Source organism: Flavobacterium sp. PL02 (assembly GCF_035013205.1).
Classification (GTDB): Bacteria; Bacteroidota; Bacteroidia; order Flavobacteriales; family Flavobacteriaceae; genus Flavobacterium.
This window is the reverse complement of the sequence record NZ_JAYGJP010000010.1, coordinates 107,040-130,721: the sequence shown is the minus strand read 5'-3', so window position 1 is coordinate 130,721 and position 23,682 is coordinate 107,040. Positions and strand designations below refer to the sequence as shown.

The 23,682-nt window shown below is 32.2% G+C and carries 22 protein-coding genes; 4 read left to right on the top strand and 18 right to left on the bottom strand.

The window, feature by feature from the left end; genetic code table 11:
• Nucleotides 1–330: 330 nt before the first annotated feature.
• On the bottom strand, nt 331–1,248 hold the full coding sequence (locus SHI72_RS20915) for a 2-dehydropantoate 2-reductase (RefSeq protein ID WP_323491280.1): 918 nt from the start codon (nt 1,246–1,248) through the stop codon (nt 331–333).
• Nucleotides 1,249–1,349: 101 nt separating this feature from the next.
• On the opposite strand from SHI72_RS20915, the gene SHI72_RS20910 reads away from it, so the two are divergent.
• Nucleotides 1,350–2,177 (top strand): helix-turn-helix transcriptional regulator, encoded by an 828-nt coding sequence (locus SHI72_RS20910; RefSeq protein WP_323491279.1) that lies wholly within the window; start codon nt 1,350–1,352, stop codon nt 2,175–2,177.
• Nucleotides 2,178–2,512: 335 nt separating this feature from the next.
• Here the strand turns inward: SHI72_RS20910 and SHI72_RS20905 are convergent, their stop codons facing one another.
• From SHI72_RS20905 to SHI72_RS20885, 5 genes are all read right to left on the bottom strand, one after another.
• Nucleotides 2,513–5,617: an efflux RND transporter permease subunit gene (locus SHI72_RS20905; RefSeq protein ID WP_039118889.1), complete on the bottom strand. Its 3,105-nt coding sequence runs from the start codon at nt 5,615–5,617 to the stop codon at nt 2,513–2,515.
• Nucleotides 5,618–5,654: 37 nt separating this feature from the next.
• Nucleotides 5,655–6,743: an efflux RND transporter periplasmic adaptor subunit gene (locus tag SHI72_RS20900; RefSeq protein WP_323491278.1), complete on the bottom strand. Its 1,089-nt coding sequence runs from the start codon at nt 6,741–6,743 to the stop codon at nt 5,655–5,657.
• Nucleotides 6,744–6,770: 27 nt separating this feature from the next.
• Entirely contained in the window at nt 6,771–8,057 is a 1,287-nt protein-coding gene (locus SHI72_RS20895; RefSeq protein ID WP_323491277.1) for a TolC family protein, read from the bottom strand.
• Nucleotides 8,058–8,153: 96 nt separating this feature from the next.
• The gene (locus SHI72_RS20890) at nt 8,154–9,512 is read right to left on the bottom strand and encodes a sensor histidine kinase (RefSeq protein WP_039119451.1); all 1,359 of its coding nucleotides are present in this window, start codon (nt 9,510–9,512) and stop codon (nt 8,154–8,156) included.
• A 2-nt stretch (nt 9,513–9,514) separates the two neighbouring features.
• Nucleotides 9,515–10,186: a response regulator transcription factor gene (locus SHI72_RS20885; protein ID WP_323491276.1), complete on the bottom strand. Its 672-nt coding sequence runs from the start codon at nt 10,184–10,186 to the stop codon at nt 9,515–9,517.
• Between the two features lie 355 nt (nt 10,187–10,541).
• On the opposite strand from SHI72_RS20885, the gene SHI72_RS20880 reads away from it, so the two are divergent.
• Both SHI72_RS20880 and SHI72_RS20875 read left to right on the top strand, forming a co-directional pair.
• Complete coding sequence (locus SHI72_RS20880) at nt 10,542–11,378, top strand: sulfite exporter TauE/SafE family protein (RefSeq protein WP_323491275.1); 837 nt, start codon at nt 10,542–10,544, stop codon at nt 11,376–11,378.
• A 4-nt stretch (nt 11,379–11,382) separates the two neighbouring features.
• Nucleotides 11,383–11,772, top strand: coding sequence for a DUF1634 domain-containing protein (locus SHI72_RS20875; RefSeq protein WP_039115856.1), 390 nt, complete (start codon nt 11,383–11,385; stop codon nt 11,770–11,772).
• A 23-nt stretch (nt 11,773–11,795) separates the two neighbouring features.
• Here the strand turns inward: SHI72_RS20875 and SHI72_RS20870 are convergent, their stop codons facing one another.
• From SHI72_RS20870 to SHI72_RS20835, 8 genes are all read right to left on the bottom strand, one after another.
• Nucleotides 11,796–12,503, bottom strand: a complete 708-nt coding sequence (locus SHI72_RS20870; RefSeq protein WP_323491274.1) for a DUF4328 domain-containing protein — start codon at nt 12,501–12,503, stop codon at nt 11,796–11,798.
• A 470-nt stretch (nt 12,504–12,973) separates the two neighbouring features.
• Nucleotides 12,974–13,366, bottom strand: coding sequence for a VOC family protein (locus tag SHI72_RS20865; RefSeq protein WP_323491273.1), 393 nt, complete (start codon nt 13,364–13,366; stop codon nt 12,974–12,976).
• Nucleotides 13,367–13,374: 8 nt separating this feature from the next.
• Nucleotides 13,375–13,833, bottom strand: coding sequence for an RDD family protein (locus tag SHI72_RS20860; RefSeq protein WP_323491272.1), 459 nt, complete (start codon nt 13,831–13,833; stop codon nt 13,375–13,377).
• Nucleotides 13,834–13,951: 118 nt separating this feature from the next.
• Entirely contained in the window at nt 13,952–14,971 is a 1,020-nt protein-coding gene (locus tag SHI72_RS20855; RefSeq protein WP_323491271.1) for a TQO small subunit DoxD, read from the bottom strand.
• A gap of 55 nt (nt 14,972–15,026) precedes the next feature.
• Entirely contained in the window at nt 15,027–15,407 is a 381-nt protein-coding gene (locus SHI72_RS20850) for a hypothetical protein (RefSeq protein ID WP_323491270.1), read from the bottom strand.
• 161 nt (nt 15,408–15,568) lie between these two features.
• A complete protein-coding gene (locus SHI72_RS20845) occupies nt 15,569–16,168 on the bottom strand; it encodes a hypothetical protein (RefSeq protein WP_323491269.1) in 600 nt (199 codons plus the stop codon).
• A 94-nt stretch (nt 16,169–16,262) separates the two neighbouring features.
• Nucleotides 16,263–16,811, bottom strand: coding sequence for a DUF2199 domain-containing protein (locus SHI72_RS20840; RefSeq protein ID WP_323491268.1), 549 nt, complete (start codon nt 16,809–16,811; stop codon nt 16,263–16,265).
• A 167-nt stretch (nt 16,812–16,978) separates the two neighbouring features.
• Complete coding sequence (locus tag SHI72_RS20835; protein WP_323491267.1) at nt 16,979–17,419, bottom strand: hypothetical protein; 441 nt, start codon at nt 17,417–17,419, stop codon at nt 16,979–16,981.
• A 260-nt stretch (nt 17,420–17,679) separates the two neighbouring features.
• On the opposite strand from SHI72_RS20835, the gene SHI72_RS20830 reads away from it, so the two are divergent.
• Entirely contained in the window at nt 17,680–18,438 is a 759-nt protein-coding gene (locus SHI72_RS20830; RefSeq protein ID WP_323491266.1) for a phosphatase PAP2 family protein, read from the top strand.
• Nucleotides 18,439–18,689: 251 nt separating this feature from the next.
• Here SHI72_RS20830 and SHI72_RS20825 read toward each other — a convergent pair whose 3' ends face one another.
• From SHI72_RS20825 to SHI72_RS20810, 4 genes are all read right to left on the bottom strand, one after another.
• The gene (locus SHI72_RS20825; protein WP_323491265.1) at nt 18,690–19,520 is read right to left on the bottom strand and encodes a helix-turn-helix transcriptional regulator; all 831 of its coding nucleotides are present in this window, start codon (nt 19,518–19,520) and stop codon (nt 18,690–18,692) included.
• Between the two features lie 145 nt (nt 19,521–19,665).
• A complete protein-coding gene (locus SHI72_RS20820; RefSeq protein WP_323491264.1) occupies nt 19,666–20,547 on the bottom strand; it encodes a diacylglycerol kinase family protein in 882 nt (293 codons plus the stop codon).
• Nucleotides 20,548–20,644: 97 nt separating this feature from the next.
• Complete coding sequence (locus SHI72_RS20815; RefSeq protein ID WP_039119465.1) at nt 20,645–23,059, bottom strand: TonB-dependent receptor domain-containing protein; 2,415 nt, start codon at nt 23,057–23,059, stop codon at nt 20,645–20,647.
• Between the two features lie 177 nt (nt 23,060–23,236).
• Nucleotides 23,237–23,671, bottom strand: coding sequence for a PepSY-like domain-containing protein (locus SHI72_RS20810; protein ID WP_052250122.1), 435 nt, complete (start codon nt 23,669–23,671; stop codon nt 23,237–23,239).
• Nucleotides 23,672–23,682: the final 11 nt, after the last annotated feature.

Here is a 23,682-nt window from a genome sequence, read left to right as displayed (position 1 = left end):
TTTTGAGGAAAATGTGAGGAAAATGGGGAGTTATTTCGTAAAATTTCGCAAAGGTTCACAAAGAAAATGCACAGAGATTCGCAAAGTTTTTTAACCGTAAAGGGCGCAAGGAGGTTACGCAAAGTTCGCGAAGCATAAAAATCTGTTTTTATCCGCGTCTTTCTTTTAGGAAATCCGTTTTATCTGCGTCTCATTATAGGCAATCTTTGGCGAGCTACTCGTGGAGATCCTTCCTCAGTCAGGAAGACAAGTTTATGGATAAAAAACTTAGAGAATCTCTGTGCTTTTTTCTTTTTCAGCCTTTGTGAAACTTTGCGAAATAACTCTGCTTTAAGAAATAATCTTTTCGTTTACACTTTCGTAAAAGGGAGTAGGAATTCCGTGTTTCTTGCAGTTTTCGATAACGTAATCTACTAAGAATTGTTTCTCGGTTTGATTGTTGTTTTCAAAATCTAATTGCAACGATGATTTAGACTCAAACGGAAATTTAGTTAATAAATCTTTCGAGGTTTCGATATCTTCTTTTGTCAAGCTGATATTGTTTTTGCTGGCAAGCGACTGAATTTCTACCATCATATTTTCGAGAATATGCATTAGGTTTTTATCTTCCAGAAGTTGACCAAAAGTAACATTGTAAGCAGAAGTTATTCCGGCTACAGGCGCTACAAACAGGTATTTCTTCCAAAGTATCTGATTGATGTTATCAACATAAGTAATATCTAATCCTCCTGCGGTTAATAAATCGATAAGCCATTTGTTCTCTTTTTGTCCTCCTACGAAAATCTTTCCTGGACCCCCAACATGCTGAACATGACCAGGACTTTTTACATTGGAAGCAACATAAATACAACCTTCCATTATTTCTCCAAGTTCAGGTAAAGTTTCGCGAATAATTTCTCTGGCATTTACAACATTTTGCAAAGTGATTATAATTGTATCATTACTTATACAATCTTTATAAGTTGCCAATATCTCGTTTACAGAATATGATTTGCTGGTGATTATCAATACATCTAAGATTCCGATTTCTGCTGGATTATCGGATACTAAATCGGGGAATATAGTATCTTTTGTGCCTTTAGATTCAAATGTTAAGCCCTCATTTTGTATAGCATTTTTGGTTTCGCCTCTGCAAATGAATATAATTTTAGTATTTGTGTCTTTATATTTTTTTGCCAATGGAGCGCCAACAAATCCGCCGATTCCACCAATGCCAAGAATTCCTATTTTTATTGTATCTGATTTCATCTTTTAGTATTTTGGGTTTTAAATTAGTGATGCAAAGTAAATAGGTTCGCATTCATTAATTGATGTAAAAATATAGGTTATATTTGTATAATTTAAGGATTATGAAAGACACTTTTTTTATATACAAAGATTTCGAAATTTACTCTGTCGAAGAATTAACTTGGAAGAAAGAAGTACATAGGCATAATTTCTTTGAGCTTTTATATATAGAATATGGTACAGGAAACCATATCTTAAATTCGATTCATCATAATTATAAAGAGCATGATATTTATTTGCTTACGCCAAAGGACTATCATTCTTTTAAAACACTAGAACCAACAAAGTTTCATTGTTTGCGTTTCTTGCCGAATTTTTTTTCGAATAAAAAAGAAATTGAAGAAATAGAAAAGCTATTCTATTATCATAATCAATTGAATGGAAATTTGATTTTCTTAGAAGATGATAAAGCATTTTGCGAATTGGTTATTTTGAAAATATTAGATGAAGTTGCCAAACCAAAAGGGCATAATGAAGTTATAATCAAGAGTTTGATGATGTCGCTTATTCATATAATAAGGAGGAATGCGAGTATAAACGAAAGTAATTTAAATATCCAAACCACCGAGGTTTTAAAGATAGATACTATTTTAAGTTACATTCGTTCGAATATTGCTAATCCGCATTTGCTAAAGAAAAAAGAAATGGCAAATCATTTTAATGTTTCTATAAATTATATTGGCGAATATTTTAAAAATCATTTGAATATTACTTTAAGAGATTATATCGAACAAACGAAACTTAAGGTTGTAACTGAAAAATTAAGCAAAAGTAATTTGACTTTCTCAGAGATTAGTAATGATTTGGGGTTTATAGACAGTAGTCATTTTAATAAATTCATCATGCGTAGTACAGGAGTTTCTCCATCTGAATTTAGGAAGAGATTTTGAGTGTTTAAGTTTCAAAGGTGCAGAGGAACAAAGGTTTTCCGTAGAGGCGCACCGCTGTGCGTCTATATTATAGAGGTAAAAGGAACGCGATTGTAGCGATAAATGGGACACGGATTAAACGGATTTCCTAAAGGAAAGACGCGGATCCCGAAGCGTCGGGACTGATTTTTAAAAATAATAAAACTAAAAAATCCGTTTTTATCCGCGTTTTCGCCTAAGCGAATCAGTTTAATCCGCGTCCCATTTTTAGACAATCTTCACAACTTAAAACGAGATAAAAAAAAACACCTTTAAACATTAAGCTTAAAGGTGTTTTAAAATTTTATTTATTCTGATTAAGATTCTGTGTTACTAAGATCTTTTTTGCGATATACTAAGTAAAATACTTGTGGTAATACGGTTAAAGATAATATCATACAGGTTATTAATCCTCCTACAATCATAATTGCCAATGGTTTTTGTACTTCAGATCCCATTCCTGTAGACAATGCTGCAGGTAATAATCCCAGAGCTCCCATAAGTGCAATCATTACAATTGGACGAATTCGGGCGTAAATACCATTTGAGATAGCATCTTTTAAGTGCATCTTGGCTTTCATATTTTCTTTTATTATCCCGATGAGGACAATACTATCAATTGCGCTGACCCCAAAGAGTATAATAAAACCTATTCCCGCCGATATTCCAAATACGGTTCCTGTAATCCATAATGATAGGAAACCACCAATAAAGGCATATGGCATTGCACTAATCGCAACCATTGTATCTTTGAAATTTCCAAAATTGAAATACAACAGACATAAGATCAATACTAATACAACTGGAACAATCATAGCCAATTGTTTAGAAGCTCTTTCTTTGCTTTCAAATTCTCCTGCCCATTTCATTATATTTTCTTTAGGTAGTTTTACTTCTGCAGCAACTTTTTTCTGTGCTTCATCGATTGTGCTTCCTAAATCTCGTCCTTCGATACTAAAACCTATAGCAATATAACGGCTGTTTCCTTCACGATAAATAAATGTTGGACCAGTTTTATACTCGACAGTTGCGATTTCTTTTAAAGGAATTTTTTTACCATTCATGGTTGGAATAAGGATGTCTTCAATCTTCTCTTTGGAGTCACGATATTCTTTTTCGAATCGTAATGTAATATCAAATATCTTTTCATCATCATAAAACTTGGTTGCTGCTTGTCCACCAATTGTCATTCGGATAACAGCTTGTGCGTCGGCTGTTGTAATGGCATAACGCGCCATTTTTTCATCATCAAGTTGAATTCTTAATTCTGGTAATCCAATGTTTTTATACACATTGATATCTTCAATTCCTTTTACGTCTTTGATAGATTTAGCCACTTTTGCAGCCATTTCTTCGAGTTGAAAAAGATCATTTCCGAAAATCTTTATAACAAGCGGGCTTTTTACACCTGCAACATATTCTTCGACATTATCCTGAATCGGCTGGCTGAAACCAAAACCTATTCCGGGATATACATCTAGTTCTTTCTTAATCTCGGCGATTAACTCTTCTTTACTAATTTTACGTTTCCATTCATCCTGATGCAATAACTCAATATGTAATTCGATATTAAAGAATCCCGTTGGGTCGGTACCATCATTTGGTCGTCCTGTTTGGGTAAGTACAAATTTTACTTCTTCAAATTTCCTTATTTTAGCTTTCATCTCTTTGGTAAGCCTCACAGATTCATCTAGATTGATACTATTTGGCAAAGTTGCTCTTACGTATATTGCTCCTTCGTTTAGCTTAGGAATAAATTCTGAGCCATAAAATGCAAACTTTGCACAACATACAGCAAGTAAAATTAAGAAACCGTATAATGTTGCTTTACGATTGCGTGTGCTCCATTTAAATAATTTAAATAGGTTTTCTCTAAAGAAACGCGAAATCATATTCTCTTTCTCAACGATGTTCTTGGTCAACATTACTTTACACATTGCTGGTACATATGTAAGTGATAAAATTAATGACCCTAATAGCGCATAACTTAAAGTAAAGGCTAGGGGAGAGAACATTTTTCCTTCCACTTTAGTGAATGAGAAAATAGGCAGAAGCGCAACAATTAAAATAATTAATGCAAAGAATATATAAGTAGCTACACTACCTACACTTTTCTTGATAAGCCCCATTTTACTCATATTATTAAAGCGTTCCATGCCCACTTTATGCGCTTTCTTTTCGAGCGAGACAAATACTTGCTCGACAATAACTAACGTTCCTTCTAGAAGAAGTCCAAAATCCAGCGCTCCCATAGATATTAAGTTGGCAGGTAATCCCTGAATTCGTAGCATTATAATGGCAAACAAGAACGAAAGCGGAATCACTGATGCCACAATTAATGAGGTACGCCAGTTGTAAAGGAAAATAAATACAATTAGAGATACCAATAAAATCCCTTCTACAAGGTTTTTTGTAACTGTTTTAACTGTTGTATCTACCAATTTGGTACGATCTATAAACGGAATAATTTTTACATTGTCAGGAAGTACTCTTTCATTAAGTTCGGTTAAACGATCTTTAAGTCTTTTTATAACCTCACCAGGGTTTTCTCCACGAAGCATAATTACAATACCTTCTACAACATCATCATCACCATCTAAACCTACTTGGCCAAGTCTTGGTTTAGCAGATATTGTAACTTCAGCTACGTGTTTAACTAATATTGGCGATGATCCTTTGGTCTCGATAAGGATATTCCCAATATCTTCTACTTTATTAATAAGTCCAACTCCTCGTACTACATAAGCCTGATCACCACGTTGTATAACATCTCCACCTACGTTTACGTTACTTTTAGAAACGGCTTCGTAAACATCTAATGCTGATAGGTTGTAATTTTCTAGCTGTGTAGGGTTAATTTTTATTTCAAAAATCTTTTCTTCTCCACCAAAACTTACAACATCGGCAACACCAGGAACAGATATTAATTCTCTTTCGATTACCCAATCCTGAATGGCTTTTATTTCCTTAATAGGTAAATCACTTTTTATAATATATCTAAATATTTCGCCTGTTGCACCGGATGGTGGTTCAATTTCTACATCGGCTCCTTCTGGTAAATCTAATCCGTTAAGGCGATTTGATGCATATTGTTGGGCGTAAAAATCCTCAACATCATCATCAAATAATACGGTAACAACTGATAATCCAAAAAGCGAAATAGAGCGTACTTCGGCTTTTTTAGGTATCGTGTTCATTTGTTTAGAAATAGGAAGTGTGATGAATTTCTCAACTTCTTCGGCACTTCTTCCTGGCCATTGTGTAATTATTCTTGCCCGCGTATTGGTTACATCAGGAAAAGCTTCTATGGGGGTATGGATATAGCTTACTATACCAGCGACTAGTAGTACAGCTGTCAGGAAAAAAACTATAAGGGAGTTTTTTAGCGAGAAAGCAACTAAGCCTTGTACAAATTTTTTCATATCTTGTATTGTGTTTATCCGTTTTTATGCGGGATACTTAGTTTTTTAATCTTTCGTGAATTAACAGGTGGTTTTTAGTAATAACCATTTCACCTTCTTTAACTCCTTTATCAAAATAAATCCAGTTATTGTTTTTTATAGTAGGATTAATTTCTCTGGTTTCGATGGTACAGTCATCTTTATAGATTAAGATATAATCGCGATTATTATCAAAAATGGCTGCTTTTGCAGGAACTGCTGCTAGCATTTCGCCACCTAAACTTTTATCGATAATGATATCTGCAGTCATTCCGGGTTTCAATTTTAAGTTTTTGTTTTCCATAACAATTCTTGCTTTTAGCACATGTTCATCGGCATCAAAAACTTTGGCAAGCATGGTAATTTTTCCTTTAAAAATTTCGCCTGGATATGCAGGTGTAGTTACATCTACAAGCATATTTTCGGTTACATTTTTTAAGTTACTGGTATAAACGTTTACCAATACCCAAATTTCTTTTAAGTCAGAAATAGTAAAAAGAGGTTCGCTACCTTCAGTTATTTGCATTCCAGGACTAATGTTTTTAGCGACTACATATCCTTCTGTAGGTGCTTTTATCTGAAAAACTGCTCTTTCGCTACTAGCGCTAAACATGGCAAGATTTGCTCTTACGTTTTCAAGTGATGATTTTAAAACATCTAATTCACTCTGTGCTTGCATTAAATCCTTTTGTGATGCAATACCGTCATCAAACATTGATTTTGTAGCTTGTAATTGGCGGTGAGCAACAGCTATTTGTGATTGTAATGATTTGCTCTCGGATTGCATACCGTTAAGTTCTGTACTTTTTATCTCGGCAAGTACTTGTCCTTTTTTCACATAATCCCCCAACGAAAATGTAGTTTTTGTTATAATTCCTTCTACAAGGCTATTAAACTGCACTACATGATCGTTGTTATAGGTTATGTTTCCAGTAAGATTTATGGATTCACTAACGGCACGTTTTTGTACAGGCTCGATAGTGATTTTTTCTTTTAGGTCTTTGTCAATACAAAACTTTTCATCTTTTGGATCTTTAATTTCTTCTTTTTTGCCACATCCGTAAACGAGCATTAATCCAAGTATAGGGAGTAAAATAAGTTTCTTCATTGTTATTATTTTTAAATAATTTGGGATTTAATTAATTTCCTGACCCGCTATATAGCGTAGTTCTTCAAGGTTTTTATTAAGGTCTTTTTTAGAGTTTAGTAGTATTGATTTGTTTTCTAAATAAGCATCTACAAAATCAAGGTACTCAAGCATACTTGTATTACGTTGCATGAAGTTTTTGCGATAGCTTTCTAAAAGTTTTTCTAAATCTCCTTCATAAGCTGCATCTACACTATCATATAGTTTTTTGGTAACTATTAAATCTTCATAAGCTTGTAATACTTCCGATTGTACATTTATTGTTTTCTCTTCGGCAAGTAATTTACCTTGGTCGATAGCTATTTTTGCTGCTTTTATATTTCCTTGGTTTCTATTAAAAAAAGGAAGATCCAGAGAGAATCCAACACCAACAAAATCATTCATTAAACTAGCACCACGATCATAGCTCACGCCAAGGGTAACATCTGGTGTTCGCATTGCTTTTTCGTATTTGTATTTATTAGTATTATATTCATTTCCTAGTTTAAGTACTTTCATGTCTGGTCGGTTTTCTACAGCCGAAGCCATAAGATTACCTAAGTTTATATTGTCGATGTTTTTATTGTCAGGAAGAAAACCATCTTCGGTAAGTTTGATATAGCTTGTTGCAGGAAGATTCATCAGGACTTTAAGCTCTTTTTGCAATGAGTTATTTTCTTTTTTAAGATCACTGATTTCTTTTAAGAATTGTAGTTCAGTAGCTTTTAATCTTATGTATTCGCCTTTGCCAATATTTCCCTGAGCAACTTGGTTACTATATGCTTTAAGCAAAGTTTGCATCGAAGAAAGTTGTTTTTGGTAAACGGCTTCTTGGACTTGTACAAATTGTAATTCGGTAAGATTACCTCTAAACTCAATTTTTAGATTGCGTAAAAAAGTTTTAAAGTATTCTTTGGCGATATCTACGCTCACTTTTTCCATGGCAATTAGCTTTTTTCGCTTTCCTGCCGTTTGGATAAGTTGTTCTAGTTCGGCAGTTACTTGCGATGTAGTTCCAAAATTGCCCCATAAAGGTGGTAATTGTTGCGCCGTAGCATTGTTCCAAAGATTTATCTCGCCAATAGTAAGAGTAGGGTTAGGCCACAATTTTGCCTGAATAACTTGAGCATCGGCAACGTCAATATTCAGCTTTTCGGAAATAAGAGAAATATTCTTGTCCAGAAACAAAGCCTCGGCCTGCGTTCGGGAAAGAACAATTGTATCGTTTATTGCAGCAGTTTGTGCCACACCTTTGTATGATACAATAACGAGTAGGGTTAAAATTATACGTTTCAAATTAAGTTATTTTAAGATGATGCAAAGCTACTTGCGCCATATTAAATGATAATTTGATGTATGTTAAAAGAGGATTAGAGCAACATTAGAAAACGATTAGAGTGGTGGGAATAGTAATGTTACTGTAGTGCCTTCGCCTTTTTTTGAAGTAATCGTAAAATGAATATTATTCTGCTTAAAGATAATATTAGCCAAAGAAAGTCCTACGCCGCTACCTTTTATATCATTTACATTTTTACCTCTGTAAAAGGTTTGTTTGATGAATTTTAGGTCTTCTTCGCTAATGCCAGTTCCGTGGTCTTCGATTACGATTTTTAGTTGATTATCTTGTTGTAATAGACTTATTTTTATAGGATTCCCTTTTGAATATTTTACAGCATTCTCGATAATATTGTACAAGGCAATCTTAATTTCGTTACTATTTCCTCTTATCGAAAGTAGTTTGTCATTAACAATCTCTATTGCAATTTGTATTTGAGCATCTTTTAATTGATAAACATCTGGCAATTGGTCGTTAATATCCCATACAAGTTCATCGACTCTGAAAATTTCATTAAGCTCTGTATTATCTCTTAATCCCGAAAGCATCATAAGCGTGTTGAGCGTATCTTCAATTTGATAAACGTTCTCTAATACTTTTTCGGACATTTCTTTATATTCGGCACTAGTTCTTTCTTTTTGAGCAAATACTTCCAGGTTTCCAGATATAGCTGTTAATGGCGTTTTAAATTCATGTGAAACATAATTGATGAAGTTTTTCTGAATTACAAAAGTATCAGATAATCGCTTGAACAAGTTGTTATAGGTTTCTATGAGCTCTTGTATTTCGTCTTTAGTATCAGGAGAAATAATTTGTCTGTCTAGTGATGAAGCTTCGATTTCGTTTACCTGATTTACAATGTTTTTTATAGGACTGTAAGCAAGATTTGATAGTTTACGGCTAACCAGATATATTATTACAAGTCCGATAATTAAAACCAAAATCATGATGATAAGCAATCGGTTTGTAATGGTTTTGAATTCGACATCATTTTTCTTTACAAAAACAACAAAATCTCCTTGATTGTCATGGTAATAACTTCCGAAATAAAAATGATGGTTTGATTTAAAACTCAACTTTCTATTTTTTCGGATATAATCAAGTCGCTCTTTATTTATATTCTTATCATTTCCTTTATCGCCATATACAATTTGATTTTCTTTGTTATAAACACGAGTAACTATTTCGAGTGAATTTTCTCTGAATTGCTGTCCGATGATTAAATGTTGATTTTCGGGTAATTCATCTTTTTCTAAGTAGAAAATCCCTGTAAGCAAGCACGTTTTTTGAAGTTCATTATACATTATTTTTTCAGAATAGCTGTAAAAAGAAAAGTACGTTATAATCGAAGCAATTATAAATACAATGCTAAACGTAAATGATGATATTAATGTAAATCGGTTGCGTATTTTCATGACTATTCTTTAATCATATATCCTGTCCCTTTTATGGTATGGATAAATTTATGGTTTTGTTCGATTTTGTTTCTTAAGTAAGAAATATAAACATCGACTACGTTGGTGTTATTATCATAATTAATTCCCCATACAGCATTTAATATTTGGGTTCTGGACATTACTTTATTTCTGTTTTCTAGTAAAAACAATAGCAGTTTGTATTCTCTTGGAGATAAATCAATAGGTACATTATTCTCGGTAACTTTATGTTCTTCGGGGTTTATGGTTAAGCTTCCGCAGGTATAAAGTGTTTCGACTTTATCATAGTTAAATTTGGTTCTTCGCGTAAGCGCATTAACTCTGGAGATTAATTCCTGAAAATGAAAAGGTTTCACGAGGTAGTCATCGGCACCAGAATCTAACGCATTTACTTTATCATCGGTATTACTAAGTGCACTGAGCATTAATATGGGTGTATAAATTTTTTTAAAACGCATCAATTTAGTTAGTTGAATACCATCGATGCCTGGAAGCATAATATCCATCAGGATAATATCCCAAGTATTGTCTTGTATTAAGTCACGGGCAATCTCTCCAGTTTCGGCAAGGTGCACTGTAAAATTGTTTTCTTCCAAACCTTTTACAATAAATTCGCTTATGCGTTTATCATCCTCAATGAGTAAAACATTCATATAATAGTTGTTTCTTGTATTTATTCTAATTGCAAAGATTGTTTGTAATGGGACGCAGATGACGCGGATTTACTAATGTAAAGACGCTGATAAAGACGGATTCTTTTTCTTTCTATCAGTTTTAAAATCCGTTTTTTTCCGTGTTTTCGCCTTGGCGAATCCGCGTCATCTGCGTCCCATTTTAGACAACGTTCATCATAAATCGATTTAAAAATGAATATCAAAAATAACACTTAATTACGGGAATCTACTATTAAAAAGGAAGGGATAAGGTTTTTTAATATTTTGTTATGAAACAGAAATCTGAAATAATAAATATCAATTCGTAAATTAGCGGCGATATAAATACATTCGGATGACAGTACTTACATTTACCCTGATTATGATTTTTGGTGCTTTTTTAGCAGGTTTCATAGGTTCATTATCAGGTTTAGGAGGTGGAATAATCATTATACCATTATTAACAGTCATTCTGGGAGTCGATATACATTACGCAATTGGAGCGGCACTTGTATCGGTAATTGCAACTTCATCAGGCTCAGCCGCAGCTTATGTAAGAGAAGGAATTACCAATATGCGTTTGGGGATTTTCCTCGAGATTGCAACTACTATTGGAGCAGTTGGTGGCGCACTACTTTCTACAATTGCACCAACATCTTTTATCGCTGTTTTATTCGGACTTACATTAATCTTTTCGGCTATTAATTCACTACGAAAAAAAGAAGAACATATTGTTTTAGAGTCAAGTCCATTGGCTAAAAAGTTACGTTTACAAGGAACTTACCCCACTCATGACGGGGAGGTTGTAAGCTACGGAACAAAAAATGTTGTTGGTGGATTTAGTATGATGGGAATTGCCGGAATGATGTCGGGATTGTTAGGAATTGGTTCTGGTGCTTTTAAGGTTATTGCAATGGATAATATCATGCGAATTCCATTTAAGGTTTCTACCACAACTAGTAATTTTATGATGGGAGTTACAGCAATGGCGAGTTCTGTAATTTATATCCAAAAAGGATATATAGAACCAGGAATCTGTATGCCAGTTGTTATTGGTGTATTATTTGGAGCTATGGCTGGAGCCAAAGTGTTAGTAAAAACAAATCCTAAAAAGCTTCGTATCTTTTTTGCTTGTCTGATTTTTGTACTTGCAGTAAATATGATTTATAATGGACTTAACGGAAAAATCTAAGATTATGACACACGAAAAATTTGGAGAAAAAGATTTTCAGACCATTATAGGTAATTTATTGCGTTACGGAGTATGGATTTCGTTATCGGTAGCTTTTATTGGTGGAGTTGTTTATTTGATGCATCACGGCAATGATATTGAAGATTATTCGGTATTTAAGGAAAACGACAGAAACATCTTCGAGGTAATCTCCGCAATATACAACGGAGTTATTCAGGGTAATGGAGAATCGATAATATTCTTTGGTGTAATATTGCTGTTTCTTACCCCAGTATTGCGAGTATTATTGTCGTTATTTTCTTTTTTATTAGAGAAAGACTATCTGTATGTAGTAATCACTTTAATCGTAATTTTTATAATTCTGGTAAGTGTTTCTTTAGGTTTCTCTCATTGATGGTTGAGGTGGAATAAAATAATCTACGATATTTCTAGATTTGATTCAACTAAAAGTTCTTTAGTTTTAATTTGTTTCTCATTATTTTCTACTTCAATAAGTAGCGGTTCTACACGTGAATAATCTTTAATGATTTTTATAGCAACTAGCGCAAGAGGTATTCCAATGATATTTAAAACTATACTTGCAATTGTGCTATTAATTAAGTCATCTATACTATTAGTTGGGTATTTAGAAATTATTCGTCCTAATATGTTACTAATTATCCAAAGTGTCCACCATGGAGTTAGCATATTAGTTTTGAGTTTATCATCAATATTCAGCCCTTTTTCTGTTAAGTAAGATTCTGTTTCTTCATATAGTTCTCTCATTATTTGTACAGGTCTGTAAAGAGAAATAATTGGAACAAACCAACTTCCTGCAGCCCAACCTTCAGAATGGGATAAAAATTCAGTTTTTAAGTGAAGATTGTAATAAGCACGTCTAAACCATTGGATAAAAGTTACTGCAGAAATAATATAAACAATCAAATAAAGGATTGCAATAGTTTGTTCGGTAGTATCATTTGCAATTGCTTCATCTGTGGTTATAACGCCTCCATTTACAGCAGTTTGCAGTAAATTATATTGAAAACATTTAGAAATTAACGCTACCAATTCAATTGCCATAACAATCCATATTAATAGCATTGCATTTTTAGCTCTTTGTCCGTTAGGTCTTAATTCTTCCATTGTTTTGTTTTAGCTTTTATTTACTTTTTTAGGCGAAGCTAATATATTCTATTTTGTACTATAATTACTAATTAAATTTATTGTTATTCTAAATTTATATTTTGAAATAGCTTGATTTTAGATAATCTTTTCATTCCGATGAAAGAGACCCGAGCGGTAGCGAACAGACGTAGTAAATCTCCGTAAGAAACTCCATAATTTTTGTAGAACTACTTGATGAGACCCTTCCTTCGTCAGGGTGACAAGATTGTGGCTATTTTGTGAATAATTGATAACACATTACAAACATAGTCTACAATTTCTACCGTTGGAATGCAATGTATTATCACAATTGGCATCACACGGTTAAAACTGTGGGCTATGGTCAAAATAGGATAGAATTTATGAAATGAATAATGTCCTTTATTTTGTGCTGCTACTCATGCCTTTGTGTTGATTTTTGATAAATTAGATTTCTTTGTTCGTAATATTTATCCCATCGGAGTACAAATCTCGATTAAAAAGCCATCAATATCTCTTACATAAGCAACTGTTTGTCCCCAAGGTTTTTGTTTTGCTTCTTGCAAAATGATTGCGCCAGCTTCTTTAGATTTAGCAAGTACTTCATTTACATTATCGGTTATAAAACCCAATTCGGTTGCAAAAGGTTTATTGGTTAAATCACTTTCGATAAAACCGTCTTTTAAATTAGAATTAGCCAATTCTTTTGATGCAAATGAAATCGTAGTTTCTCCAGTGCTAAGTTCTCCGTAATCATTTTCGGGAGTTATGAATTTTCTTGTAAAACCAAATGCATTTTCATAAAACGAAATTGATTTACTTACATCGTTAACATATAATATTGTATAGCCGAATTTTACCATTGTTGAGTTTAATTATTTATTTTTATAACTGTAGTATTTGCCCATAAATCTCCTAATCTTTGATTTTTTTCTGTGTTTTTGATGATTAAATATGCAATTAAACCAAAGAAAAACATATCAATTGGGTCAAGTAGGTGTCTTTTTAGAGATTGACTAAAAGTTAATCTTAATCTAGAATTATATAATGAGATTGGTTTTAAGTTTACGATAGAATTTCCTAAGGTAGCTCCAAAGTATTGCTCTAATCCAATTGTCCAAAATGCCCAAACTAAAAAGGGGATTAAAGCTGACCAACCTGATAAATGAAAATTTCCGTTTTCGTCTGGAGTTCCAAATACTGTTATTATTAAATAGCATTTTGTATTAATAATTCCATAGTCAATAAACGCAGCAAGAAATCGTCTTCTAATATTTGTAGCCGTTTTAATTTCTATAGTTTCATTCGTATTTAGTTCTGTAATGGTCATTATAAGATTTTGAATAATTAAAAAAAGCTTGGCGAAATAGAAACAATGTATTTTCTATTGAACGAAAATACAAATAAAAATATGCTTCTATCTCGCCAAACTTAAAATTATTTATAGATTATTTTGCCACTTTACTCGTCCATTCTGTACCGCTAATATCGGTAAGAGTTAAAGTGTAATTAGTGCCTTTTGGTAATTGATAATTCTTTAAATCAATATTCAGAATTGCTTTTGCGCCAAGCGGAATTATTAAACTGTGTTTGCCTGGTTTTACTTTTGTAACATATATATTGGCTATATCTTTTTTAGAGAATTTAGCTAAATCTTCCCCTTTTAAATCAAAAATAATTTCTCCTTGTTCATTCTTTAACTGAATCCCAATTAAAAACGAACCGTAAACATCAACACCTTCTGTACGGTATATCTGGAATTGTAAGGCTTCATTTTTTATAGTTGCATCGCTAATTTCTACTTTTGGTTTTACCGATTTGTTATGTAGTTTTCCAAATACTCCACCATGAAAATATTGGTTGGTATACAAAGTAAGCGAGAATATAAGCAAGGAAATAACAAGAACTACTGGTTTAAGATTTGCAATAGGAAGACTACCTGAACCAAGCCATGAAAACCATTTTGTTTTTGTGAAAGCATAATCTTTGTTTATGAAATAATTGTCTAGGGAATAAGAACCACTTCCGCTTAAAAATAGCGTAAAACCACAAGCAATTCCCAATACTCCGATTTGCCATTCGTCTAGACAAGTGGTACCAATCCAACCAGAACCTAACAAAATTCCCATGGCTAAACTAAAGACTCCTATACTCATTAATCGGGTAAAGAAGCCTAGCATTATCAATAATCCTACAATGGCTTCGATAATGGTAAAACTAACCATAGACCACCAAAGTGCTTCGGGATTTGTAACTAAGTATTCGATTATAGGTTTTATTCCTAAAGCATTGGGAAGGAAATGATTGAATTTTTCGCCAATATATCCTGCTTCATCCTGAATTAATTTGTTTTCGAGAACAAGCCTTCGCCAGAAAGCCGAAAAGTATGTCCAGCCAATAACAAGCCTAATAGAAAGCGTAAAAAGACCAGCCAAGTTGTATGACTGATTTGAATGAATATTTTTCATAAGTGTATATTTTAATTTTAAAAAACGATTGTATATAAAATGCGACTGTTCTGGATTATGCCAAATCGGATTTTAATCGTTTATATAAAATATACAAAGGGGGAGTGTTTACAGCGGCTACATTTACATAAATATCTTTTTTATGTAATGCTGTTGCTAATAAAATTTGATTTTGAGAAACAGAAACGGGTAAAACAGGAATTTGTTTGTGGAGTCTCTCAACGCTGTTTTCTGACTGATTAACGTTTGATTCTTCTACTTCGCAATAAGAAACTGCTGTTTGGGTAGTTTGGTTCTTATTAAGCGTTTGGAAGTACTCTATATCAAAAGCAGCAAATAAAGAACTTTTTACCGAACATGGAGTAAGCGCAAACACCACAGCAAGTAGTATCACGACAAGTCGCATGTTTTTAGGATAGGTTCTTTTGTTTTTCATATTTTTCAAAGATATGCTTTTGTTTTGCTTTTTTATGAATATGGGAATATTTTGTTGAATTGCTTGTTGCTTGACATTGTGCACACGGCAGCAGGTGGGATTTTCGAGCTATCGTTGTGTCATATCTGAGCGTCGGAGATAATTAATTTGTTTTTCTGAATTTAGATTATAATAATCTCATTAGGTACTGACGGTTCTGCATTTAAATAATAAGATGAATATTGATTCCACCATTCAAAATTTGGAATTAAATTTAATTCACTAAACTTATATTGTTCATTAAAATTTTTTGCATGATTTGAAGCTATTACAGAAGCTAATTCACCAGAATAATAATATTTAAACTCAAATTCATAGCTACTTGATTGGTCTTCATAATATTTATAGGTTTTATTATAAATCGGAAGATTAGTTTGTATGTCTAAATCTTGTGTCATTATAGTTTTTTTATTTGATTGTATTTCTATGCCTTTGTTTTCTAATATGTTATTGTAATAAACGAAGGAATGTACTTTAGTGTAATTTGCATTAATATCTTCGATTTCTAATACACCAAGAGATTCTGTATGTAGTGCTAATAAATCTTGATGAGAAGAACCAAAATCAAGATAATTTAATTCATTGAATAATATGTTGTTTTCATAATATTCTTTTTTTCTAAGTCTATTATTTTCTTTATATATTTTTATATAGATTTCACTTGATGTTATTTGTTGAGCAGTAAGTGGTTTTCCGTATAAATTGGTATATTCTATTTCCATGTTTTTACTATTATAGGTTTAAATTATTACTGTGTTAAACCTAACAGGTTTTAAAAACCTGTTAGGTTTGTGTGGTAAAAACCCGATACTTAATTTATAGATTATGAGATTGTCTCAATATATTTTCAACCATTTCTTTTGCTTTTTCAAATGTTATTCCGTTTTCTTGATCGATTGTTAGAGGATGATTTTCTTCGATACATTTAATCTCAGGAATAAATCCAAGTTCTTGCTCTATAGCGATTGTTTTTAAGCTTAATGTTTCTCCGTAATTAGGAACCATGGTTTGTAGCCAACCAAAATAAGGCTCTTGTTTGGTTCGGTTTTCGTCTTCCCACAAATTTATTCTGATTTCAAAATTCTCAGGACTTATAGATGTCCAAATATCAAAAGCAAAATCTTCATGATGGTCAATAATCGGAATTGTTAGTCTGCCACGATGAAAAAAGTATTTATCATCGATAACGCATAAACTTTCTTCGAGTTGAATTCTTTGTTCTCTTTCTTCTGGTGGAACAGAGAAATAATATTCAGGATAATCGGAACCAAAACAAAGGGGAAGGTCATTATAAATTACATCACAACATTCGCATTTATAGGCTGTTTTGTTTGTTTCGGGATTTAAAAAGGGTATTAATTTCAATTTGTATGCGTTTTGGGTTTTATTATTGATTGAGTTTTTGTTTTAGAGAATATTAATGATATTCAATTGATAATGGATCTATTTCTATAACTTCACTTTCTTTTTTTTGATTGCAAGAATAAAATATAGTTACAATTATTATTAGTGCTGATGCTAGTAGAACGGGTTTAGAATTCATAGCGGATTTTACTATTTTTATTTTTTCTTAATCTTGTAACAGTATTGATAGCTTTTATCAATCCAATTGCAGCTTTTCCTGTCTCCATCTGAAAATTTTGTTCTTCACCGTAAATATCTACAATTCGGAATATTGATAATTCAGGTTTATTTATTTGTCCTTTAAAATCTCCAAAAATTATATCGTCAATATCATCAAAACTAATTAGTTTCAAATTTTCATTCTCTTTTTCTAAAATCCGACGAGTTGTAATAATTGTTTTTGCTTTTGAGGTTTCAATTTCAAAAATAGGTAATTCATTATCCTCAAATAAAAAAGTATCATTTTTTAAATCAGTTGAAACCTTAGAATAAAGCCATTCCTCTGGATTCATTACAGATCGATTTATTGCTGTTATAGTTCGTTGTCTTATGGAGCTATCTTCTTTCATTTAAATAAATTTCATGCAAAAGTTGTTATATGATTTAGGACTTAGCGAAGATATTAATTAAAAAGATAGGAGAGTTTATTCAAAATGCAGAATTTATTCAAAATTGGATATGAAATTTGTAGTATAATACAACATTAGTATTGTTTAATATTTAGCATTGAATTTATAATACCCAAAACATTTTAAATAGTTGTTATGAAGAAAAATTACGCTTGTTTATTTATTCACTTGTGTATTACTAATTTATAATCTTTTAAAAAATGCTAAAAATCATTCTGTTTTCATTGTTGAGCGTTATAACTCTTAAAGCTCAAAATACTGTAAAAGATACCGTAACTGTGAAAAATGATACGGTTCAGAATTTGAAATTCAATTACAAACAGCTTATTATTCCGGGTGTTTTAATTGGATATGGGATTATAGGTCTTGAAAGTGATCAGTTAAAAGGTTTTAACTCTCAAATTCATGATGAAGTAAAAGAGGATATTGATACCAGAATTACAATTGATGACTTTTCGCAGTATGCTCCGGCAGTTTCTGTTTATGCTTTGAATGCATTTGGCGTAGAGGGAAAAAATAATTTAAAAGACAGAACTATAATCTTAGGGACGTCTTATGTTATTATGACAGCTACAGTATTAGCCTTAAAATCTATTACTAAGGTCGAAAGGCCAGACGGAAGCTCTAATAATTCATTTCCTTCAGGGCATACAGCAACCGCTTTTGCAGGAGCAGAGTTCTTGTATCAGGAATATAAAGATAAATCGATATGGTACGGTATTGCAGGTTATGCTGTGGCAACTGGAACTGGAATTTTTAGAATGGTAAACGACAGACACTGGCTTACTGATGTTGCTGCTGGTGCAGGAATTGGTATCCTGAGTACAAAAATTGCATATTGGGTAAGTCCTTATGTAACTAAGAAAATTTTTGGTGAAAGAGAAAAAGGTGTTACTTCTATGATTACTCCTTTTTATAATGGCAAACAAATAGGGTTTGGGTTTGCAATGGGGTTTTAGACAGGCCTATAAAATAATAATGCAAAAATAGCGCGGCTCTATTTTTGCATTTTTCTCAATCTACTGGTTTTCTGGTCTATTATGAGGTTAAATTTGTTTCCGTTTTTTCCTAAATCAGATTTAAGATCATCCTAAATAAGATTGTAATTAGTGATACAAGCATACTGATTGTGATTATGAAATATGGGAATTATCTAACAAAAATATCTAGTTGTATTCTTCTAAAATTGTAAAAATGTAACCCTAAGTAATTATATATACAACCAATTAATATTTCCGTCTTCATGAGCAGTTATTCTGTTGAAAAATGACTTAGGCGTAAAGCCTGTTATTGATTTAAAATCTTTGATAAGATGCGATTGATCAAAAAAATCAAGTTGATAAGTAATATCCGAAAAATTGTTCTTTGTACGCATATTCATTTGTTGGTGCATTGCTTGCCGAAATCTAATGATTTTACGTAGTTCAGATGGTGTTTTGCCTATATGTATTTCAAAATGTTTACATAACGTCTTACGGCTTATTTTATATTTATCAGCAAGGTCTTTAATCGTATAATTACCTTCGCTATTTTGCATATCCTTAAGGATTGACCCTAAAAAAGGGTGACTAAATCCTTTGAATTTACTAATGAAATATTGTTCTAATTTTTTTATTTTATCTTCTGCCAGAACTGTATCCATAATATCCGTCATCGAGGCGCTAAAATCACTAAATGGATTAAAGTACGAGAAGGATTTTCCGTTATAAAAGTTGAGGTTTTTTTCTAAGAATGCATTTATTCCTAAAGGTTTAAAACTAATAGTGATTTCATGGATATAACCAGGAATACTAATTTCGATAGGTTTGGTATAACCGCATATAAGCGTGGCTAGTAACGGATTATTGATGTTTTTACCAACGGTTAGTTTGTTCTTTTCGAATATAAACTCTGGATATTGATTAATAGAAACAATAGAGTTTACGTAAGGGAATGTATAATAGCGAACGTTTTCTGTATCTGGAGCTTTTTTTAGGATATAAAAATAATCGATATAGTTTTGCAATAACTTACTTTGAGGAATGAAAAGTTTCAGATCCATAATTGCAATGAAATAATAGTTGTTAATAAATCGATTTAGCTTTCAAATATAATCAAAAAACCTATGTTATATAAAGCATAAAAAATAAAAGCCTCATTTTATTGAGGCTTATAGTAAGAATAGTAAAAAAATGCTATAATTTTCTCTAGTCGGTAATAACGGTAAGTCCATTTTTAATGATAGATACCTTTATGCTATTGGTTTTAAGATTATAAGATTCTCCATCTATTTGCGCATCTAGAGATGTTGCTGTTGGAACTTCTATCGTTAAATCTTGTATTAATGTATGTTGGGCTTTTTTAAATTTTTCGACAGTATTACGTAATACATGGTAACCAAGTGTCATTTTTTCAAGAAATGATAGTTTAGGTACTACTATCATATCCAGCCAGCCGTCGTTAAGACTTGCCTTTGGCGTTAAGCTCATATTATATCCCATTTCGTTAGAGTTTGAAATGAATAATAAAAACGGATTTGCAATTACCTCTTTATTATCAAAAGATAGTTTTGTTTCTTGAGTTTTAAATTCAAGACTAGATGATAATGCTGCTTTTACATAAGCGATAAGTGTACGTTTGCCTGAGTTTTCATATTTTTTTATAATCATTGCATCGATTCCGATTCCTGTATTACTAAAAAAATACTGATTGTTTATTTTACCAACATCTATAGTTGAAACGGTTCCTTTACGGATGATTTCGATTGCTTTTTCAAATTTTCTTGGAATATTTAGATTAGATGCTAAACCATTTCCTGAACCTACTGGGATAATTCCTAATTTTATAGTAGTACCAATAAGGCAAGAAGCAACTTCATTTATAGTACCATCACCACCACAAGCTACGATATAGTCTGGATTATTAGCTACAGCGGCTTTCGTTAATTCGATAGCATGTTTTTTGTGGTTTGTGTAATCAATTTCGATTTTAAATTCAGAACTTGGGAAAGAATCTTTTAAAAAATCTCCTGTAATATTGTGTTTACCATTGCCCGAAATTGGGTTAACTATAAAGTGAATATATGTCATTATTTATTTTAATTTTTTGTAAAAAATACAGTGTGCAATCTAGTGTTTTTATGAATAAAATGGCTTAAAGTTTCTAATCAAATTCTGAATTATAATTTTAAAATTTATAACTGTAACCAAATCGTACAACTTGTGTTTCATAGTAATCACGACTGTTATAGCTAAAGCCATCGCCTTGAATCTCTTTCTTGATTACAAGGGTATTTAAAATATCTGTTGCATTAAGAAAAATTTCGCCTTTTCCTTTCTGAACAGTTTTTTTAACTCCTAAATCTATCGAGAAACGAGAATTTATTTTTCCTTGCGGAATTATATCAGGGGCCAAATATACGGCAGATAATTGACCACTGGTAGATTTATTTAACTGAAAAGTATTGTTCCACTTTATATTTCCAGAAAAAATCTGTTGTCTTTTCCCAAAATAGGTTGTTGGTACAGGATATAAATTGGTAACAGTAAATGCTTCTATATCATTTTGATATCCGTTTCCGTTTAAATTAAAAGAATACCAAGAGTTAATTTCTTTAGCGTATACTACTTCTATACCTGTAGATGAACTTCTGTTTGCATTCTGGAAAACATTATAAATAAGATTACTATCTGGCGCTGTGGTTGCTATGCGGCTTATAGTACCGTTTACAAACCGATGGTAAAGCGATGCAAATAAATAACCTTTATTAATGTTCGTTTTGTAACCAAGTTCAAATGCGCTTGTAAACTGTGGCTTTAAGGCAGGATTCCCCACTTTTATAATTTCGGCATCATCATATTTAGGAAAAATTCTAATATCTACTTCACTTGGTCTATCGACTCTACGATTATAAAAAGCCGTTATTTTATTCTTGTCATTTATTTTATAACCAAATCGAAGGCTAGGGAAGGGCTGTGTATAATCGTAACCATCACTTTTGTATGTAGGATGGTTGGGATTTACGTCATATTGTAACTTAACATATTCGACACGTAAACCAGCTTCGGCTTCGATTTTATTATTTTCGAATATATAGTTTCCGTACAATGCCGGGATAATTTCTTTGTAGGTTGCCCAGCCACCAGCATTTGGATCCAAAGGAGAATTTATACCAGGGAAAAATTGCATATTGGTAGGGATTTCTCTGTTTCGGAATTTTAATCCAGTTTCAAAACGACCGTATTTTAAAGGCTGAATATAATCGACATTTATATCGATTACTTTTTCGTCAGAAAGTAGTTTAAAGGAATCTTTTCCTGTAAAGGGGGGCATAATATTATCAAAGAAATACTTCTCGTCTTCTCTGTGATAGGTGTAATTAATTCCTGCGTTTAATTTATGACCTGCTTCTTTAAATTTATGTTGGTAAGATGCCGAAACCATTACTGTTGTTTTTAGTTCATCTTCTAGAAATTGCCATAATCGTAAACGTTGCGAATAGTCTTGATTAAAAAAGGGTTCATCGCCATTATCAATAATCTTTTCGCTCCCAAACATACCCGAGAATGCAAATGTATTTTGCTCATTATAATTCCAATCCAGCCCTGTTTTAATAGTTGTAAAATGGGTATCGCGATTTCTCTTTGTTTGCTGGTTTATAACAGTGCCATCATCATAAGTTCGGGTAACAAACTCATTTTTATTGAGTGTTTCGGTATATAAATAATCGGCTTGTAAGTAGGCGTTAATTTTGTTTTTGCGATAATTTAGCGAAAGCGAAGGATTAATTTTTGGTGTAACCTGGTATTGCGGTCGTATGGTTGGCAAATTAGCTTTACGTTCCCATAAAGAACCATATCCAGATGCAATACCTATTTTTCCGTTAAAACCTTCTTGTTTGTTCTTTTTGTAGATAATATTAATAATTCCCGCATTACCATTGGCATCAAATTTAGCCGAAGGATTATTTATAATCTCTATTTTTTCTATTGCCGATGCAGGAATATTGTCCAATCCCGATTGATTACCAAAACCAGTCAATGCAGTTTGCTTCCCATCGATAAGAACCATTACTTTATCATTGCCTCTCAATTGTACTTTTCCGTCTTGTACAGTAACGCCGGGAAGACTTTGCATAGATTGTAAAACCGAACCACCACTTTGGGTAATATTATCGGCTACAGAGAAAACTTTTTTATCCATTTTAGCCGATACTTCATCGGTTTTAGATGCTTTTACAACCACTTCATTTAATGTGTTTATATCCTCCTCAAGTTCTATATTGGATAAATCCAGAAATTCTGATAATGTACCTACATATAAGGATTGATTTTTGGTTTTATATCCTAAGAAACTAATTTCTAAGATATAATTCCCGGAGTTAATATTCGATAATGTAAAACGACCTTCTTCGTTACTAACTGTTCCTGCAATAAATGACTGATTCTTGGATGATTTTAAAACAATATTTACATAAGGAATTGAAGTCTTTAAAGTCTTATCCTTTATTATTCCAGATATGGTAACCGTTTTGGTTTGTGCTGTTACTTTTGTAGCTATAAATAGAGCCAGAGCAAGCAACAAAATTATTTTTGCTTTCATTTTATATGGTATTCAATGATTTGTTTTGCCAAAAAAATAGGCAAATAGATTCCTTTGCTAGTTATAGATGATTACTCTATATAGCATTTGTAAATTCTGTTTTTAAAAATGTGTTTCAGTTAAAAATGTATCAGGACTAGGGAGATTCTGATACGTTCTCTAGACGAAAGATGTAGGTTATTCGTCGATTTCTTTTACGAAATTTCCTTTATGGTCAAATCGTATATCTTTTTTATAGATTTCTACATCATAAAAAACTTTGCCGTTTGCGTCTTTAACTTTAGAGACTTCTTTAACTTTTTTGCGACGGTAATTAACTTTAACGTATGGCAAAACACTATTAGGCAAATCATCTTTCGTTATTTTTATTTCGGTTTCGATGAGGTTTCCAGAAGGATCTAATAAAGCAAATTGTTCTTGTTTTTCATAAATAAATGAGGCTTCGTAATTATCCTTTTCTTTTTCCCATTTTATATTTGTTGCATCTGGAAATTTTATTAAAACAGTCGATTTTACAATTCCAGGAACATCTTTTGGGTCTAAATCCTGAGCCTGTGCCATTGCAAAAGCCGAAGTTAGTATTGCAAAAAGTGTTAGTATTGAGGTTTTCATATTTTTTTATT

Excerpts from the sequence above, each read along its gene's own strand:
- SHI72_RS20875 (WP_039115856.1), top strand. The coding sequence starts at position 11,383 with ATGACACACGAAAAATTTGGAGAAAAAGATTTTCAGACCATTATAGGT.
- SHI72_RS20880 (WP_323491275.1), top strand. The coding sequence starts at position 10,542 with ATGACAGTACTTACATTTACCCTGATTATGATTTTTGGTGCTTTTTTA.
- SHI72_RS20825 (WP_323491265.1), bottom strand. The coding sequence starts at position 19,520 with ATGGATCTGAAACTTTTCATTCCTCAAAGTAAGTTATTGCAAAACTAT.
- SHI72_RS20830 (WP_323491266.1), top strand. The coding sequence starts at position 17,680 with ATGCTAAAAATCATTCTGTTTTCATTGTTGAGCGTTATAACTCTTAAA.
- SHI72_RS20885 (WP_323491276.1), bottom strand. The coding sequence starts at position 10,186 with ATGAATGTTTTACTCATTGAGGATGATAAACGCATAAGCGAATTTATT.
- SHI72_RS20850 (WP_323491270.1), bottom strand. The coding sequence starts at position 15,407 with ATGAAAAACAAAAGAACCTATCCTAAAAACATGCGACTTGTCGTGATA.
- SHI72_RS20845 (WP_323491269.1), bottom strand. The coding sequence starts at position 16,168 with ATGGAAATAGAATATACCAATTTATACGGAAAACCACTTACTGCTCAA.
- SHI72_RS20820 (WP_323491264.1), bottom strand. The coding sequence starts at position 20,547 with ATGACATATATTCACTTTATAGTTAACCCAATTTCGGGCAATGGTAAA.
- SHI72_RS20910 (WP_323491279.1), top strand. The coding sequence starts at position 1,350 with ATGAAAGACACTTTTTTTATATACAAAGATTTCGAAATTTACTCTGTC.
- SHI72_RS20890 (WP_039119451.1), bottom strand. The coding sequence starts at position 9,512 with ATGAAAATACGCAACCGATTTACATTAATATCATCATTTACGTTTAGC.
- SHI72_RS20915 (WP_323491280.1), bottom strand. The coding sequence starts at position 1,248 with ATGAAATCAGATACAATAAAAATAGGAATTCTTGGCATTGGTGGAATC.
- SHI72_RS20835 (WP_323491267.1), bottom strand. The coding sequence starts at position 17,419 with ATGAAAGAAGATAGCTCCATAAGACAACGAACTATAACAGCAATAAAT.
- SHI72_RS20810 (WP_052250122.1), bottom strand. The coding sequence starts at position 23,671 with ATGAAAACCTCAATACTAACACTTTTTGCAATACTAACTTCGGCTTTT.
- SHI72_RS20855 (WP_323491271.1), bottom strand. The coding sequence starts at position 14,971 with ATGAAAAATATTCATTCAAATCAGTCATACAACTTGGCTGGTCTTTTT.
- SHI72_RS20815 (WP_039119465.1), bottom strand. The coding sequence starts at position 23,059 with ATGAAAGCAAAAATAATTTTGTTGCTTGCTCTGGCTCTATTTATAGCT.
- SHI72_RS20905 (WP_039118889.1), bottom strand. The coding sequence starts at position 5,617 with ATGAAAAAATTTGTACAAGGCTTAGTTGCTTTCTCGCTAAAAAACTCC.
- SHI72_RS20865 (WP_323491273.1), bottom strand. The coding sequence starts at position 13,366 with ATGGTAAAATTCGGCTATACAATATTATATGTTAACGATGTAAGTAAA.
- SHI72_RS20860 (WP_323491272.1), bottom strand. The coding sequence starts at position 13,833 with ATGACCATTACAGAACTAAATACGAATGAAACTATAGAAATTAAAACG.
- SHI72_RS20870 (WP_323491274.1), bottom strand. The coding sequence starts at position 12,503 with ATGGAAGAATTAAGACCTAACGGACAAAGAGCTAAAAATGCAATGCTA.
- SHI72_RS20900 (WP_323491278.1), bottom strand. The coding sequence starts at position 6,743 with ATGAAGAAACTTATTTTACTCCCTATACTTGGATTAATGCTCGTTTAC.